Here is a 15,079-nt window from a genome sequence, read left to right as displayed (position 1 = left end):
GGCTGCCCGACAAGCGGTGGGTCACCATCGGGGTCTGCCAGACGGGCGACATGGAGGACCATCTGCGGGCACGGACCAGGCGGCCAGGCCCGCGCCCGCGAGCAGCAGCGCGCACAGGCTCAGCGACACGGCCGAGCCGCGCCCGGCGGTGCGGTACGAGATGACGGGGACGTGGCTCGACTCCGGGGCTCCGTAACGGCGGTGCAGCGCGCGGAGCGCGTCGAGCTTCGCGTCGAAGTCCGGTCGGTCGTCACGCGACCCGCTCAGCGGCAGCGGAAGGCGCCGTGCACGTCCGCCGCGCAGCATCACGCTGATGCGGTGTATCTCCTGTCCGTGGCGCCCGTACTGCACGTATACGCGCAGGTCGGCGACATCGCGCCACGGCACGCTCAGGCGGCGCAGCAGCGTCCGGGAGCGCAGGCCGTACGCGTCGGCGCTCACCTGGACGGTGGCCCCGTAAAGGCACGCGACGCCCACCAGCGCCACAAGCAGGCCCAGGCACGCCCACACGTCGACGAGCCTGCCCCGGTACGCCATGCGCACTACGGCCAGGCCTGCCCCGGCCGCCCCCAGCCCGACGAGGAACCACAGGAGGCGCGTCTGAAGGGGACGGCAGGTCACTTCTCGGCCGCTGGTCATGCGCGGAATCGTGCCATCGGCCGGGCTGCACCCGCTTGTGCGCTGCCCGGCAGCTTTCCGGCCCGCAACGCTGCCGGACCGGGTACGTCGTGAAGCCCGGTTCGCCGAGTGCCGCGGGCGGCGGCAGGACTCGCCGCACGGGCGGGGCATCGGTCGCCCGGCCGCGGGCCGGCTCATCCCCGTCACCCACGCTGCGCGGCCCGTCACGGCCCGATGGTCGTCCAGCCACGCACGCGTATACGGAACCGTGACCGTCCCGCACTCCTCCCGCCCGCAACCCCTGAGCTGTCCCGTGTGTCTAGTGCCCCGACAGGCTCGGTCGAAGGAGGGACCCCCATGCCCGGTCGCAGAGGTACGTCGCTGATGGCGGTGCTGGGCGGGATCCTGGTGCTGGCAGGGTGCCAGAATCCGTCAGGTTCCCACGTGGGCGCGGGCACCCCTCCGAACGGCGCTGCCACCACGCCCTCGGCATCCGCCACCAACACACCCACGGATCCGGCCACCACCACGCCCACGCCGTCGCACACCTCTGCCGCCCCGGTCAGGGCCACCTCACCCACCCCCTCCGTAACCCCTCCCATGTCCGCGAACCCCGACTGCCGCAATCTGACCGTCAGCAGCGAAGTGAAGGCCGCCGTGACGAGGGCGTACCAGGGCAGCTTTCCCCGCTTCGTCCATGTGCGGCCGGTGCCGCACCAGTTCTTCTACGGCCAGTGCGGCGGCGTCCGCTACGCCGCCACCCGCTTCGAGGCCACCTCCGGTGCCACGCACGAGGAACTCGTGGGCATGCAGGACGAGGGCAGCGCCACCAAGTACTTCCGCAGCGCTGCCGGGGGCAGCTGGATCTACGTCGCCAGCGACGGCTCCCCTCGTGGGCCGCACGGCTGCGGTGACGTCCCGCAGATTCCCGGAGCCCTGTCCGCGACCTGGGGAAACTGCCCGGTCGTGCGGTGAGCGCGGTCCGCCCGCCCGGAGACTTCCGGGTTCCGGCAGTGACGGTGGACCCGGCGTCGGGCAGAGTTCGCGCAGATGAAGTACGGAAGGGGAGCGGGACGTGGTGGTTTTCCTGTGGTGCTGGATCGGCCTGTTCACTGCGGTACTGCTGCCTCTCGGCATCGCCATGCTCCGCGGCTGGGCACCGAGCAGGGCGCGCACACGGTGGTCCCCGGCGCGGATCCGGGTGCAGGGGGTCTCCGCGCTCGTCCTTTACGTGGGTGGCCTGGTGCCCGCGGTGGCCGAACTGGCGGGCATGCCCCGTGAGGCCGCCGACATCCTGCTGGCCGCGACCGCACCCCACCTGGTGTTCCTGAGCCTGGGGCTGCAGGGCGGCGCGGCCCTCTCCGACTGGTTCGGACGACGGACCGTGCCGTGGAAGGGTCCGTCCGGGCCGCCGCCTCGGCAACTCAGCTGACCCCCGTCCGGAAGGCGAGGACCCATGGTGCTGAAGAGCGGGGCGAAATGCGCCGTGCTCGTGGTCGCCGCCTGAGCCGTTCCCCCTCGATCGTCGGTCACCGGGTGCTGCGGCCGCTGCCGGAGCCGGCCGTGGGATGCGGGATGCCGGGGTTACGACGGTCACAGCCGGAGGGCGAACCAGGTGGTCTTCCCCTGCTCGTCGGGGCGGACACCCCAGGTGTCGGCCAGGGCGTCGACGAGGATGAGGCCGCGGCCGGATTCCTCGTCCTGGTCGGCCAGCCGTGGCTGGGGCAGGTGCGGGCTCAGGTCGCTGATCTCGACGGCGAGTTCGGTGACGGTGCGGCGCAGGTGGAGGACGACAGGGCCTTCCGCGTGCTGGACGGCATTGGTGAGGACCTCGGAGACCAGCAGTCGCACGTCGTCGGCTTTATGGGCGCAGCCCCAGGCGGTGAGGGTCTCGACCGCGAAGGAGCGGCCCGCGCAGACCGCGGAAGCAGTGGCCGGTAGTTCTGTACGGGCGATGTCCAGCGGGGCGGCGGGGAGCTGGGCCAGAAGGAGGGTGACGTCGTCGTCGTGGCCCTCGGCGTCGGGCAGCAGCGCGGCGAGTACGTGGTCGGCGGCATCCTCGAGGCCGTTGGAGAGCGTGAAGGCGTCATCGAGGGCCGTGATGAGCTTGTCGATCTGGTACTCGATGTCGCTGCCGGGGGTTTCGACCAGGCCGTCGGTGTACAGCACGAGGGCGGCGCCGGGTGCGATGGCGGCGCTGGACTGCTGGTAGAGGATGTCGCCCACGCCGAGAGGGGCGTTCACCGGTGCGGGCAGCCGGCTGACGCCGCCGCCGGGGGCGGCGACGAGGGTGGGAAGGTGGCCGGCGGAGCACAGGGTGACGGAGCCGGCGTCCGGGGCGATGACCAGATAGAGGCAGGTGACCAACTGGTCGGGGACATCGAGGTCGGCGACGACCGCGTCCAGAGCCTGCATGAGCTGACGGGGCTGCATTCCGGTCTTGGCCAGGGCATGGGCGGCGGAGCGCAACTGGCCCATGACGGAAGCCGCTTCCAGACCCCGGCCCATGACGTCACCGATGAGGACACCGACCCGGCCGGCGCCGAGCGGGATCAGATCGAACCAGTCGCCGCCCACACCGGCGCCCTGGGTCGCTGGCCGGTAGCGGCTGGCGGCGGCCAGGCCGGGGATGGCGGGCGGGGTGCCCATGAGGCTGCGCTGCAGGGTGAGTGCGATGTGCTTCTGCTGCCGGTACAACTCGGTGAGTTCGGCCTCGGCGCGCTTGCGGTCGCTGATGTCACGGACGATGGCGCAGGCGCCGACGACCGTTCCGGTGGCGTCCCTGGTCGGCCACAGGGTGACGTCGACGTCGAGCATGGCACCGGTGCTGGTGACCCGCAGGGTTTCGAAATGCTCGATTTTCTCGTCCTGCCGCAGCCGCTCCAGCAGCTGGATGATCTCGTCCTTGCGCTCCGGCGTGGCCAGCATGGACACGTGCTGCCCGACCGCTTCCTCGGATGTGTAGCCGTACAGTCGCTGGGCGGCGGTGTTCCAGTACGTGATGCGGCCGTCGAGCGTCTTGGCGAGGATCGCATCCTGGGAGGACTCGACCAGGGCTGCGAGCTCGGTGATGCGCGCCTCGGCGGCCTTGCGCTCACTGACGTCCCGTACGGCCGCGGAGACGAGGAGCCCGTCCGCCGTCTCCAGGGGGCTGAGGCTGATCTCGACGGGGAACTCGCTGCCGTCCTTGCGCAGTCCGTGCAGTTCGAGCCCGGCCCCCATCGGCCGCACCTGCCGGGTGGCGGCATAACCGTCCCGGTGCCGGGTGTGATGGGTCTGGAACCGCTTGGGCACCAGCAACTCGACCGGACGGCCGAGGAGTTCGTCGCGCCGGTAGCCGAAGAGGGCTTCGGTCTGGGCGTTGACGAGTTTGATGGTCCCGGTGTCGTCCACGATCACCATCGCGTCCGGGGCGGCCTCCAGCAGTGCCCGGAACCTTTCCTCGGCGGCCTTGCGTTCGCTGACGTCGCGGACGGCGGCGGAGACGAGGAGCCCGTCGGCGGTTTCCATGGGGCTGAGGCTGATCTCGACGGGGAACTCGCTGCCGTCCTTGCGCAGTCCGTGCAGTTCGAGCCCGGCCCCCATCGGCCGCACCTGCCGGGTGGCGGCATAACCGTCCCGGTGGGTGGCGTGGTGGGCGTGGAATCGGCTGGGGATGAGGATCTCGACGGGGCGGCCGAGGAGTTCGTCGCGCCGGTAGCCGAAGAGGGCTTCGGTCTGGGCGTTGACGAGTTTGATGGTCCCGGTGTCGTCCACGATCACCATCGCGTCCGGAGCCGCCTCCAGCAGCCCCCGAAACCGGTCCTCGACTGTTGCGGGCGCGCTCGCACCGCTCGTGGTGCCGCGTCGGCGGCCGGCCTGCTCGGCGGCTCCTCCTCCGCCGGTCGACCCTGATGTGATCGTGTCGCTCATGGCGGCCCCAACTGACTGGCAGATTGCGGTGAGTCGGGCCATCCCAGCGCGTTTCAGCCGTGCCCGCCCCGGCCTGCCCCTTACTGGCCCCGAGACGGCCGTACCTGCCTGCTTGCGACCGGATGCTGTTCCTGTCTGGCGGAAACGAGCGGGGGAATGCGATACCGCTGGTCAGAATCGTCCGACCGTGTGCTCAGCGCCTCCGGCGGAAGCTGTTCACCCGAGACCCTGGACCGGCGAGATGGTGTCGCACGCCGCGTACGGGTGCGCCGTCGGTCGCCGCCGAGGGAACTCGACGCGTAGAAGGGACCGAGTCCGGTCGGCCTCCTGGCGCCGCCACCGCCCATGCCGAGCCTCGCCGCGTGGCTCGATCGAGGTGCGCCTCCCACGAGTGGAGACCCGCACGCTCATGTCTGTGAAGCGCACCAACGTCTACGCCGACCCCAAGGACCTGGCCATCATCAAGAAGGCCGCGAGGCCGAGGTATGAGCGAGGCCGAGATCATCCGCCGGTGCATCCTTGCAGCCATGGTGAATCGGGTCTGGGACGAGCCGCTGTTCTCCCGTACCGTCGAGGGGCCGGGGAGCACCCCGTCCAGGTCGGGGGCCCGGGGCACAATCACCAAGGCCGTCCGGCGGGAGACCGGCCGGGATCCGGATCAGCCGCGTGATCACGGGCTTCGCCGATACGTCCGGCCTTCTGGCAGCCCTGGACTCGGCCCATCCGGAGCACCGGGCGGCGAACGAGGCGACCATGGCGGCGGGCCTGATGGTCCTGCGCCGGAGATCACGGAGCACCACCTGGGCGCCGCCCAGCCTGTCCGCGTCCGCCACCGCACGCCGGACCTCGACCTCGCCGACGCGGTGAGCGTGGCGCTTGCCGCCGACTACGACACGGACGCGATTCTCACCCTCGAGCGACGACGATTCCGGGCCGTACGCCCGTTGGGCCGCTCAAGGCGTTCCGGGCACACCCCGACGACCTCCCGCTCTGACGCGGGACCCTCATTCCCAGGAGGATGAGCAGGGCTTCGAGGCCGTGTAAGCCGACACCGTCGAGGCCGGTCTACGTGAGGCCGGAGGGGGCGCGGGCCTCTGACTCGCTGGGGGTGCCGTCCTTGGCGGCAGCGGGGCGTGAGGCGTGGAGTTCGTCGCGGAGTCGGCGGACCTCTTCCGTGAGGGCGGATATCTCGCTGCTCGTCTGGGCCTCGGTCGCGCGGAGTTCGGAGAACCGGTCCATGAACCAGGACGCGAGGGTCGCGGTGACCAGACCCGCGAGCGCGATGCCGCCGACCATCAGCGCGATGGCGATCAGGCGCCCCTCGGTCGTCGTGGGGTAGAGGTCGCCGTAACCGACGGTGGTGACCGTGGTCACCGACCACCACAGGGCGTCGCCGAACGTCGTGATCGAGGCGTCCGGGCTGCGCCGCTCGACGTCGAGGATCGTCAGGCTGGAGAGGAACAGGAGCAGAGCCGTGCAGGCCGCCACGTAGGTACCCAGACGCAGCCGGATCCGTCCCAGGGTGGAGGCGTTGCGGCGCACCACCATGAACACGATGGTCACCAGCCGCAGGGGACGCAGCGGCGGCAGGACCAGGGTCGCGAGGTCGAACAGCCGTGCCTTGATGAATGTCCACCGGCTGCCGGCCACGGCGAAGCGCAGAACGAACTCGACTGCCAGCAGCGCCCAGATGGCGAAGGTGACGGATTCGGCGGCGTCCCGCCAGGTGGGGGGCAGTCCCGGGTAGAGGATCGGCACCGCGTAGGCAGTGAGGTAGACCGTCGCGAGGCCGATGAGCCAGCCGCCGGTGCGCTGCTCCCAGCGCCGAAGCCGTTGGTCTCTGATGGCAGGTGTGGCAGACATGGCACGCCATTGTGGCATCAGGCCCGGTGCGACGGTCACGGCGGAAGGCGCCCGGCCCCGGAGGGACGGCGAAGGGGTCGGCAGCGTGGGCAGAGCCAAGCGGGGCCGTGATCTGATCCGCATGTGACCGCGGACACGTAACGACTGTCCGGGGCCGTGCGGTGCGACGAGTGCTGGTCCGCGCCGGCCGGCGCCGAGGTCTCGTGGGCCGCACGGCTGCGCTGGCGTCCCGCGGATTCCCGACACCCTGGCCTCGGCCTGGAGGACCTGCCCGGTCGTGGACTGAGCTTTCGAACGCCGGGAACTCCCACCGCGCCGTGCCGGGTGCCTCCTCACCACTTCCTGGCCTCGGGCCGGAGGGGGGGAAGTCCCCACGGCTCCAGCACACCGCTCACCAGGTCGGCCAGGAACTGAACGGCCCCGCCCGTGTAATGCCACCAGCCGCCGTTGCGGGAGGCGACGGTGACAGTCCATCGATCCGGCCCGCCGAGGGTCGTCCACAGGAAGTGATCCCCCTCGTTCGACGACGCCCAGGGCAGCAGGCCGCCCGGAGCCGGATAGGGGTGAAGCGGGACGGCCAGATCGGCCTCCTCACACCACTCCGCGATCAGTTCGAGCTCTTCCCGCCGGCCCCGTATCCACCTGTGCTCGTGACCCGGCTCCGGGCCCGCGAACCCCAGGAAGTCGTTGAATTCCAGTGCCGGGTACAGCTCGCAGAGCCGCTTGTAGTCGCCGGGCAGGACCGCGCCCAGCTCGGCCTCCACCTCAGACCAGGCTATGTCCGACGACGCCGGCAGCCGCAGTGCGGCGAGGCCGGGCACGGCACGCTCGAGTGCCGCCACAGCCTCCGCGGGGTCAGCGAGGCGAATGATCGGCTCCTGGGTGCCAACGAGATCGTCCACGGTCCCAGAGTGTCAGAGCGGCCTCCGGCCTCCGTCGCCGCCCCGCTCCGCTCCGCCGCTCACGGTCTCGGGCGGGCGATTCCTCCCTCCTTCCAGCCGGGAGCTCCATCGGCACCTGGTGGACCCGGAAGGTCACATCGACGGCGTACCGGCCGGTTCTTTGTGCACTTGCACCGGAACTCGGGCACGTGCCGGCTCCTACGGTTTCCCAAACCCGCGGGGCTCCGGGCGATTTCCCGGTGGTGACGCCCCCAGTTCGGGGCCTGCCAGCCCGTCACAGTCGGCGGATGGCCGGAGGAAAGGATCGCAATGCATCGGATTCAGGCGCTGCAGCCCGGGCTCGGGGGTGTCCGCTTCCAGGCTCAGGGGGCGGAGGACGGCATCCTCGGGCAGACGGAAGACAAGATCAACTCGCTTTTCGATCCGCTCGCCAAGGGACTCGGGGACTTCGTCTTCGCCAACGTCACCGTCTTCGGGATCACGTTTCCGTGGATCGTCGCCTGGCTGGTGGTCGCCGGCGCGGCCTTCACCCTCTACTTCGGTTTCATCCAGTTCCGCACCCTCAAGCTGTCCATGAACCTGCTGCGCGGCCGGTACAGCAGGCACGACGACCCGGGCGAGATCACCCACTTCCAGGCGCTGTCCTCGGCGCTGTCGGGCACGGTCGGTCTCGGCAACATCGCGGGTGTGGGCGTGGCGATCACCATCGGCGGTGCCGGTGCCACGTTCTGGATGGTGCTGTGCGGCCTGCTCGGCATGGCGTCCAAGTTCGTCGAGTGCACGCTGGGCGTGCGCTACCGCGACCAGCACGCGGACGGGTCGTTCTCGGGCGGCCCGATGAAGTACCTGAGCAAGGGGCTGGCCGAGCGGCTGCCGGGGGCCGGTGGCCGGGTCGTCGGCAAGGTGCTCGCCGCGCTCGCGGCCGTCATGATCCTGCTGTTCGGCATCGGCGGCGGCAACATGTTCCAGGCCAACCAGACCGTCACCCAGATCCGCAACATCACCGGCGGTGACGATGGTGCGCTCGGCGGCAGCGGCTCCGCACTGATCATGGGGATCGTGCTGGCCGTCGTCGTCGGTGCCGTGATCATCGGTGGCATCAAGTCGATCGGTAAGGTCGCCAGCCGCCTCGTGCCGGGCATGGCCATCATCTACGTCGGCGCCTGCCTCATCGTCATCCTGACCAACGTCACGTCGGTCCCGTCGGCGTTCGGCTCGATCTTCCACGAGGCGTTCACCGGTGAGGGCGTGGTCGGTGGTGTCCTCGGTGCCCTGATCGTCGGCTTCACCCGCGCCGCCTTTTCCAACGAGGCCGGCCTGGGCTCCGCACCCATCGCCCACTCCGCCGTGAAGACCCGCTACCCGGTGACCGAGGGCCTGGTCGCGCTGGTCGGGCCGTTCATCGACACGGTCGTCATCTGCACCATGACCGCGCTGACGATCGTGATCGCCGACAGCCCGTTCTGGAACGAGGCCAAGGCCCGGTACGCGGCCGACGGCACCACGGCGGACGGCGTGACGGTCACCTCCAAGGCCTTCGAGACCGTCCTGCCGTGGTTCCCGAACGTCCTCACCGTGGCCGTCCTGCTCTTCGCGATCTCGACGATGATCACCTGGTCGTACTACGGCCAGAAGGCGTGGACTCACCTGTTCGGCAAGACGAAGACCAGCGAGCGCGTCTACCAGCTGGTCTTCTGCCTGTTCATCGTGATCGGCGCGGTGCTCACCTTCGGCAGCGTGCTGGACTTCACCGACGCGGTGCTGTTCCTGCTGGCCCTGGTCAACATCGTGGGCCTCTATCTCCTCGCCCCGTTCGTCAAGCAGGAGCTGGCCCGGTTCCGGGAGGCGCTGCGCGCCGGTGACGTCGGTGCGCCAAACGCTGCGGAAGCTCGGGTGCAGGCCGCGGAGGAGACCACCGGGTAACTCCCGGCCGGTCCCCGGTTCGGCGGCTGCCGGATCCCGGATCCCCGGCACCCGGCTCAGTGCCCGTACGGCGACGTGTGCGACGCGTCCCGTACGGGCGCTGTCTCCGTCTCCAGCAGCAGCTGAAGGTGCGCGAACAGACACTGGTGCGGGTCGCCCAGGTCGATGCCGCTGATCGTCTCGGCTCGCTTCAGCCGGTAGCGCAGGGTGTTGGTGTGCAGGTGCAGGAGGCGGGCCGCCGCCCGCATGTTGAACTGCGAGGCAAGATACGCCAGCACGGACGGCACCAGTCCGCCTTCGTGCTCGCGGTCGTGGGCCAGCAGCACGGAGATCCGCGGGTCGCGCAGCCGCGGGTGCTGCTCCAGCAGGGCGAGCGTCTCGCCGACGAGGACCTCGGAGCGTACGTCGGCGATGGTGGCCACGCGCGGATCGCCCTGGCGCGTGATGATGCCGAGCACTTGGTCCGCCTCCGCCTTCGACGCGGCGATCGAGTCCAGCCCGCCGACCACCGAGCCCACGGCCGCGCGCACATCGAGGTGCAGGCGCTGCCCGGCCGACCGCACGATGTCGCCCGCCAGCCCGGCGACGATGCCCTCGCCCGCCCCTTCCGGCAGCCCGGGCAACAGCATGTACACCCGGCTCCCACCGGCTGCCACCAGGGCCCGGCGCCGGTATGCGCCGGCGTGCACGGTGACCAGGCTGGTCATCTCCGCCCGGCGCAGTTCGAAGGCCGGGCGATCGACGCAGGCGGAGTCGTCAGCCCGGGCGGAGTCCGTCGAGGCGGGGGCCGTCGGAGCCGAGTCCGGCGGGGTGAGGTCCGTCAGGGCGAAGGCCACCACCGCCGCCGGTTTCGTCAGCTCGGCCCCGATACGGGCGGCGAAGGTGCGCGGGTCGATGTGCCCGTCGAGCATCCGCCCGAGCAGCGCCTCTTCCACCTGGAGGTCGGACGGGGTCCCGGCCCGACGCCGTACGAGGAGCAGGGCTGCGGCACGGGCGGCGCCGACCAGGGCCTGCTCGGCCGTGTCGGACAACGGACCGCTGCCCTCCTGCACCCAGATCGAGCCCAGCCACTGATCCTGGACCCGGATGCCGATCGCCAGCCGCCGCCGGATCCCCAGCTCGGCCCGCTCCTCGACCCGCACGACCTCGCCGCCGGCCCGCAGCCGCTCGAACACACCCCACTCGCGCAGCAGCGACAGGTAGTAGGCGGGGCCCTCCCAGCCGAGGATGGAACGCCGCCGCAGCTCGTCCACCCCGTCGTCGGAGCGGGAATAGGCAACCACGCGGTTGGTGGCATCCTCGATGCTGATGTTGCCCCCGGTGAGGGCGGCTACGGTCTCGGCCAGCGCGAAGAGGTCGGCGGGCCGTTCGGCGGACTGCGGCTCACCGGCCCGGCGTGTGTCGGCGATCACGCCTCTGACCAAGGAGTCCAGGTGCGCCCAGCGGACCTCCGGACGGATGCCGAGCACCACGGTCCCGGTGTCCTCGGCGAGCTCCTTCAATGTCTCCCGGTCGTCGTCCACGTCCACCTTGACGACCACCGCGGTGGCCCCGCGCCGGGCGGCGGCCCGCGCCACGCGCAGCGCCCGGCGCCCACGCGCGCCGATGATCAGCACCAGATGCGCCTGGTACGGCTCCGGCTCCTCGTCGGCGTCGAGGATGGCCACGTCGCCGACTTCGACGTCCTCCAGCCCGGCGGGCGCGGCGACCAGGTCGATGACCGGCTCACCGAGCGCGAGCAGCAACTGCCGTATGCCCGCGCCGGCCGGAGGCGTCGCCGTCTCGTCCACGATGAGTAACCGTCCTACCCGCCCCCGCTGGAATCAGGACAAACATACAAAGAGGAGCCGAGGGCGGGAAGCCCTCTGGTGCATCAGCCCTCACGTCAAGCATGCGCGTGAACGGAGTGCCGTCGAGGACGCCGGGCGCCTGTACAGGGCGGAGAAGCACAGTCGGTGATCCACTTGCTCGACATGTCTTGCCTGGTCCGACTGCTTCGGGAGCCAGAACGACGACGAGTCGGCCGAGGACCCCGATCACGATGCCAACGACAGTCGCGCTGCTGATGCCGGAGACCCTCATGGCAGGTCCGCGACTCCTCGACTGTCCCGTAACGGTCGCTCGCGGGTGAGGTGGTCTTGTGGCAGGTGTGATCACGGCGTCGGAGCTCGGGCAGGAAACTCCGGTGCGCCGGCTCGCGCACCTCTGCGATCATCCCCGAATGGCGCACAGTCTCGAGTCGCTGGTCATCCGGCACACCCTCCGCCTTTCCTGCCCCAAGGGCTCTGCCGGGGAAGGAACCACCGCCGCGCGGCAGTTCGATGCGGCGCTGACAACCGTGGGCTTCAAGCTCTCGGCCGAGCTGCTGGAGCGGTTGTCGGGACTGTCCGAGGCCGCGGTCGTACACACCGCCCGGCGAACGCTGCGCACCGTGCGCGAGATGGTGGGCGACCACATCCGGCACAACTCGTACTTCATCGGCTTCCGGCCAACGTGCCGGACACCGAAGAGTTCTGGATGCGCTGTGTGACGAAGGCACTCGGCGACGACACGTCGCGCGACAACGTTCTGACCCAACTGGCGCACGGGGAGTTGGACCTGCTCAGCATCCCGGCGTACGGCCGCTGCCAGCACACCTACGAGGAGATGCTCGCGGCGCAGGACGAGCTGACCGCCTCGGCGGGCGACCGGGTGACCGTGCTGCACCTCGGGCGGGACCTGGACGACGAACTCACCGACCTGTACCTGGCCTTGACGGGCAGCACGACGCCACTGGGCGAGGACCATCTGCGCGACCTCAAGACCCTCGCCGGGCGATGCGCGCTCGGCCCCCAGCCGGAGTCGATCCCCGTCCGGGAGAACCGGGCGGTCGTCAACGAGGCCCGCCTCGGCGCCGGGGCCGACCTCCTGCTGGACACCGTCACCGATGTGCTGCGGCGGGCCTGCGCGCTGTCGGACGGTGACGTGACGCTCCAGGAGTTGACCCGGTTCCGGGCGCTGTCGCGGCCGGTGGGCCGGGGGCTGCTTTCCTTTCCCCCCGACATGACCTTCAGAGTGTCGTCACACATCATTTCGGCGTCGCGTCTTCGCAGCTCTCCGACACTTTCAGAACCTCGAAAACCACCGGATACTCCGTGATCTGCTGGTTCGGGCCAGGCCGGGAGTCGCAAATCCTCCACGCGGCGGGGTCGTCCACCGCACGCCCCTGTCCGCTCGCGTCTTTGAAGACCATGTCAAGTTCGGAGCTCATCTGCTCGAACGCCCGCCCGGCATTGCCGCCGATGACATCAGGCATGACGGCTGTGACGGGCATGGGGTCTGCCGAACCACGCGCCTCGGAAGCCTCCGAGTCGGTCGTGACGCTCGCCGGGGTGTCGGGCACAGGCGACGCTCCGCAGGCAGTGGCCGAGACCAGGAGAGTGGCGGCGAGGGCGGGTCTCAGCAGCTTGGTGACGGGCATCTCATGCTCTCCCAGCGTGACGGCAGTTCCGAACAGTATCCATCCGATGATCGTGTCCAGTCGCAGCTCGGCTCGGGACTCAGTCATCGAGGTCGGGTCTGTGCTCTGCCACCTCTTTCCCCCCACCCAGGTGCCGCCTCCCGGGCACTCGGGCGTCCGGATCGGCGAGGTTGCCGGCGGGTGGTCTCCTCGCCCCCGTGCTTCCCTGTTGTTCGCCCCTCGATCCGTCGCGACCGTGACGTCCTCACCCACTGTCCTGAGATCGGATGGTCGGCCTCCGAATACCCCCCCTTCGCGTGTTGGCTCGTGCGGCCGTGCGGTCAGGCGCTCAACTCGGCCACGGTCTGGTGGTTCTTCGGGAACAAGGGGCCGACCAGCAGCCGGTCGAGGCCGGGCAGGCGCATGGCGCGGAACCCCCAGCGCCGCAGCAGAAGTCTGGCCGACGAGGTCGGCAGGAACCACTCGGTTACGCGGTCCCGGGCCGCCCGCTGGACTTCGGTCGCCACCGGACGCCAGCGCCGCTCGTAGTCGGCGAGCGCTTCGGGAACCGAGGGCGCCGCGTGGAGCCTTTCGGCCAGCACGTAGGCCCCCGCGACGCCGAGGGACGCGCCCTGTCCGGCGACGAGCGAGACCGCGTAGGCGGCGTCGCCGACCAGCGCCACCCGCCCGCAGGTCCAGTGCGGCATGCCGATCTGTGCGACCTGGTCGTAGTAGATCTCGTCGGCAGGCGGGCACTGCTCCAGGGCGCGCTGCACCAGGCCGCCCATGCCGGTGTATGTGCGACGCAGTTCCTCGCGCGGGTCCTCGGGCAGCTTCGGGTCAGTGCTGCGGTGCACGGCGAAAGCCGCGACGCGGCCTTCCCCGAGCCCGTAGAAGCCCATCTGGCGGTTGAGAGTCTCGGTGAGTACGAACCGGCCGCGGACCCGCTCGAAGACCTCTGGATCCGTGAAGACGAAGGCGCCGGTCTGCAAGCCGAGGTATCGGAGGTATCCGCGTTCGGGGCCGAAGGCCAGTGAGCGGACGCGGGAATGCACGCCGTCCGCGCCCACGATCAGATCGGCGTCGAGCGCGGTGCCGTCGGAGAGCCTGGCCCTGTCCTCGTCGATCCGGTCGATGGTGGTGCCGTAGCGAAGGTCGATCTCATCGGCGACGGACTCACGGAGCAGGCGTTCGAGCTCTGGGCGCATGATGCTGACGATCTCGCCGTTCAGTGCCTTCGAGAAGAGGGCGTAGTCGACGCTGACGGTCGCGCGGCCACGGCCGTCGATGTAGCGGAGCTCTTCGACAGGGCTGGCGCGTTCCCGTAGCCGCGCTTGCAGGCCCATCGCGGTCAGGGCCTCGTATCCGGGGCCGAAGAAGTCGATCATGTAACCCTGGGTGCGCGGCCCGGGTGCGCGGTCGACGACGTGGACCTCCCACCCGCGATGACGCAGGCGGTTGGCCAGGGCCAGGCCGGCGATGCCGGCACCGCAGATGACGGCTCTCATCAGTCTGCTCCGTTCTGGTCGGTGCTGGTGAGTCGGCGCAGGAGCGGGGCGACGCGAGCGGCCGACAGCTCCGGATCAAGACCTTTGTGGAGTACGAAGCCGTCGAAGACAGCCATGATCACGCTCGCCGCGTCCTCCGGGGCGCGGTGCCCTGAACGGGCCAGTGCCGCGGCGAGGGACGTGCGGAAGCCGGTCATGAGTTCGCTCATGCGCTCGTGCAGCAGGGCATCGCGTGTGGCGGCGAGGTACGCCTCGGTGAACAGCAGGGATGCGGGGTCGGCGCCGTTGTACTGGTCGAGTTCGTACAGCACCGCCTCGACGCCCTCGGCGGGGCTCGCCGTCCCGACGAGAAGCGAGGCGGTGGCGTCGAGCATGTGGCTCATCTCGTCCAGTGCGGCCTGGCGCAGCAGCGCCTGGAGCGACTCGAAGTGGTAGTGCACGAGCCCGGGACGCACACCGGCCCGCTCGGCCAGGACCCGTGTGCTCACGGCGTTCCAGCCGACTTCGCCGATGAGCTCCTTGGCGGCCGCCAGCAGCCGCGCGCGTACGTTCAGGCCGCGTTCGGCGTTGGTCGGACCAGGCATATCCCCCTCCTTGGTCGATCGTATTGGGCGACTGACCAAACATAGCGGGTGAGGCTGCCCGGTGCCAAGCGGATCGGCTGGAAGTCACAACGGGTCACCGCCAAGAGCGCGAAGACGGCGGTGGCGTCCGCATCCGCCAGGGTCACGACGTCCGGCAAGGGGGCACAGGCATGCTTCCGGCCCACCAGGCCCCGGGCCGCATGTGTACACGGTGTGTCACACCGCGGCGATGCCTTCCATGCCCGAATCGCCGAAGGCGGGCGCCGGTACCCGCGCGATCGAGGCCGAGGGCTACACCCCGGGGGAGGCCCAGCTGCCCCAGGTGGCGAC

At 70.3% G+C, this 15,079-nt stretch carries 10 protein-coding genes and 4 pseudogenes; 6 read left to right on the top strand and 8 right to left on the bottom strand.

What is annotated here, in order from left to right:
* Positions 1–66: 66 nt before the first annotated feature.
* A pseudogene (locus ABZ281_RS12660) lies at positions 67–639 on the bottom strand (PH domain-containing protein); the annotation flags it as partial.
* A gap of 336 nt (positions 640–975) precedes the next feature.
* Between ABZ281_RS12660 and ABZ281_RS12655 the strand changes: the two are divergent.
* A complete protein-coding gene (locus ABZ281_RS12655; RefSeq protein WP_356654802.1) occupies positions 976–1,593 on the top strand; it encodes a hypothetical protein in 618 nt (205 codons plus the stop codon).
* A 100-nt stretch (positions 1,594–1,693) separates the two neighbouring features.
* Positions 1,694–2,050, top strand: a complete 357-nt coding sequence (locus ABZ281_RS12650; RefSeq protein ID WP_356654800.1) for a hypothetical protein — start codon at positions 1,694–1,696, stop codon at positions 2,048–2,050.
* Positions 2,051–2,211: 161 nt separating this feature from the next.
* Here ABZ281_RS12650 and ABZ281_RS12645 read toward each other — a convergent pair whose 3' ends face one another.
* Positions 2,212–4,530 (bottom strand): PAS domain S-box protein, encoded by a 2,319-nt coding sequence (locus ABZ281_RS12645; protein WP_356654798.1) that lies wholly within the window; start codon positions 4,528–4,530, stop codon positions 2,212–2,214.
* Between the two features lie 409 nt (positions 4,531–4,939).
* On the opposite strand from ABZ281_RS12645, the pseudogene ABZ281_RS12640 reads away from it, so the two are divergent.
* Both ABZ281_RS12640 and ABZ281_RS12635 read left to right on the top strand, forming a co-directional pair.
* A pseudogene (locus ABZ281_RS12640) lies at positions 4,940–5,132 on the top strand (CopG family transcriptional regulator); the annotation flags it as partial.
* Between the two features lie 64 nt (positions 5,133–5,196).
* Positions 5,197–5,524 (top strand): annotated as a pseudogene (locus ABZ281_RS12635) (VapC toxin family PIN domain ribonuclease).
* A gap of 71 nt (positions 5,525–5,595) precedes the next feature.
* On the opposite strand, the gene ABZ281_RS12630 reads toward ABZ281_RS12635, so the two are convergent.
* Both ABZ281_RS12630 and ABZ281_RS12625 read right to left on the bottom strand, forming a co-directional pair.
* A complete protein-coding gene (locus tag ABZ281_RS12630; protein WP_356654796.1) occupies positions 5,596–6,393 on the bottom strand; it encodes an ion channel in 798 nt (265 codons plus the stop codon).
* Positions 6,394–6,725: 332 nt separating this feature from the next.
* Positions 6,726–7,295: an SMI1/KNR4 family protein gene (locus ABZ281_RS12625; RefSeq protein ID WP_356654794.1), complete on the bottom strand. Its 570-nt coding sequence runs from the start codon at positions 7,293–7,295 to the stop codon at positions 6,726–6,728.
* 309 nt (positions 7,296–7,604) lie between these two features.
* Here ABZ281_RS12625 and ABZ281_RS12620 point away from each other — a divergent pair, with 309 nt between their 5' ends.
* Positions 7,605–9,218 (top strand): alanine/glycine:cation symporter family protein, encoded by a 1,614-nt coding sequence (locus ABZ281_RS12620; protein WP_356654792.1) that lies wholly within the window; start codon positions 7,605–7,607, stop codon positions 9,216–9,218.
* 56 nt (positions 9,219–9,274) lie between these two features.
* On the opposite strand, the gene ABZ281_RS12615 is transcribed toward ABZ281_RS12620, so the two are convergent.
* On the bottom strand, positions 9,275–11,008 hold the full coding sequence (locus tag ABZ281_RS12615; RefSeq protein WP_356654790.1) for a helix-turn-helix domain-containing protein: 1,734 nt from the start codon (positions 11,006–11,008) through the stop codon (positions 9,275–9,277).
* Positions 11,009–11,439: 431 nt separating this feature from the next.
* Between ABZ281_RS12615 and ABZ281_RS12610 the strand changes: the two are divergent.
* Positions 11,440–12,248, top strand: a pseudogene (locus tag ABZ281_RS12610) (hypothetical protein); the annotation flags it as partial.
* Positions 12,249–12,285: 37 nt separating this feature from the next.
* On the opposite strand, the gene ABZ281_RS12605 reads toward ABZ281_RS12610, so the two are convergent.
* The 3 genes from ABZ281_RS12605 to ABZ281_RS12595 all read right to left on the bottom strand — a co-directional run bounded on the left by ABZ281_RS12605 (position 12,286) and on the right by ABZ281_RS12595 (position 14,749).
* The gene (locus ABZ281_RS12605; RefSeq protein WP_356654788.1) at positions 12,286–12,930 is read right to left on the bottom strand and encodes a hypothetical protein; all 645 of its coding nucleotides are present in this window, start codon (positions 12,928–12,930) and stop codon (positions 12,286–12,288) included.
* A 68-nt stretch (positions 12,931–12,998) separates the two neighbouring features.
* On the bottom strand, positions 12,999–14,165 hold the full coding sequence (locus tag ABZ281_RS12600) for an FAD-dependent monooxygenase (RefSeq protein WP_356654786.1): 1,167 nt from the start codon (positions 14,163–14,165) through the stop codon (positions 12,999–13,001).
* On the bottom strand, positions 14,165–14,749 hold the full coding sequence (locus tag ABZ281_RS12595) for a TetR/AcrR family transcriptional regulator (RefSeq protein ID WP_356654784.1): 585 nt from the start codon (positions 14,747–14,749) through the stop codon (positions 14,165–14,167). The genes ABZ281_RS12600 and ABZ281_RS12595 overlap by 1 nt, the downstream gene beginning before the upstream one ends.
* Positions 14,750–15,079 lie beyond the last annotated feature (330 nt).

The sequence above is a fragment of the Streptomyces sp. NPDC006265 genome, assembly GCF_040613555.1.
Lineage (GTDB): Bacteria > Actinomycetota > Actinomycetes > Streptomycetales > Streptomycetaceae > Streptomyces.
The sequence above is the reverse complement of the archived record's forward strand: the minus strand, read 5'-3'. Positions and strand labels throughout refer to the sequence as shown.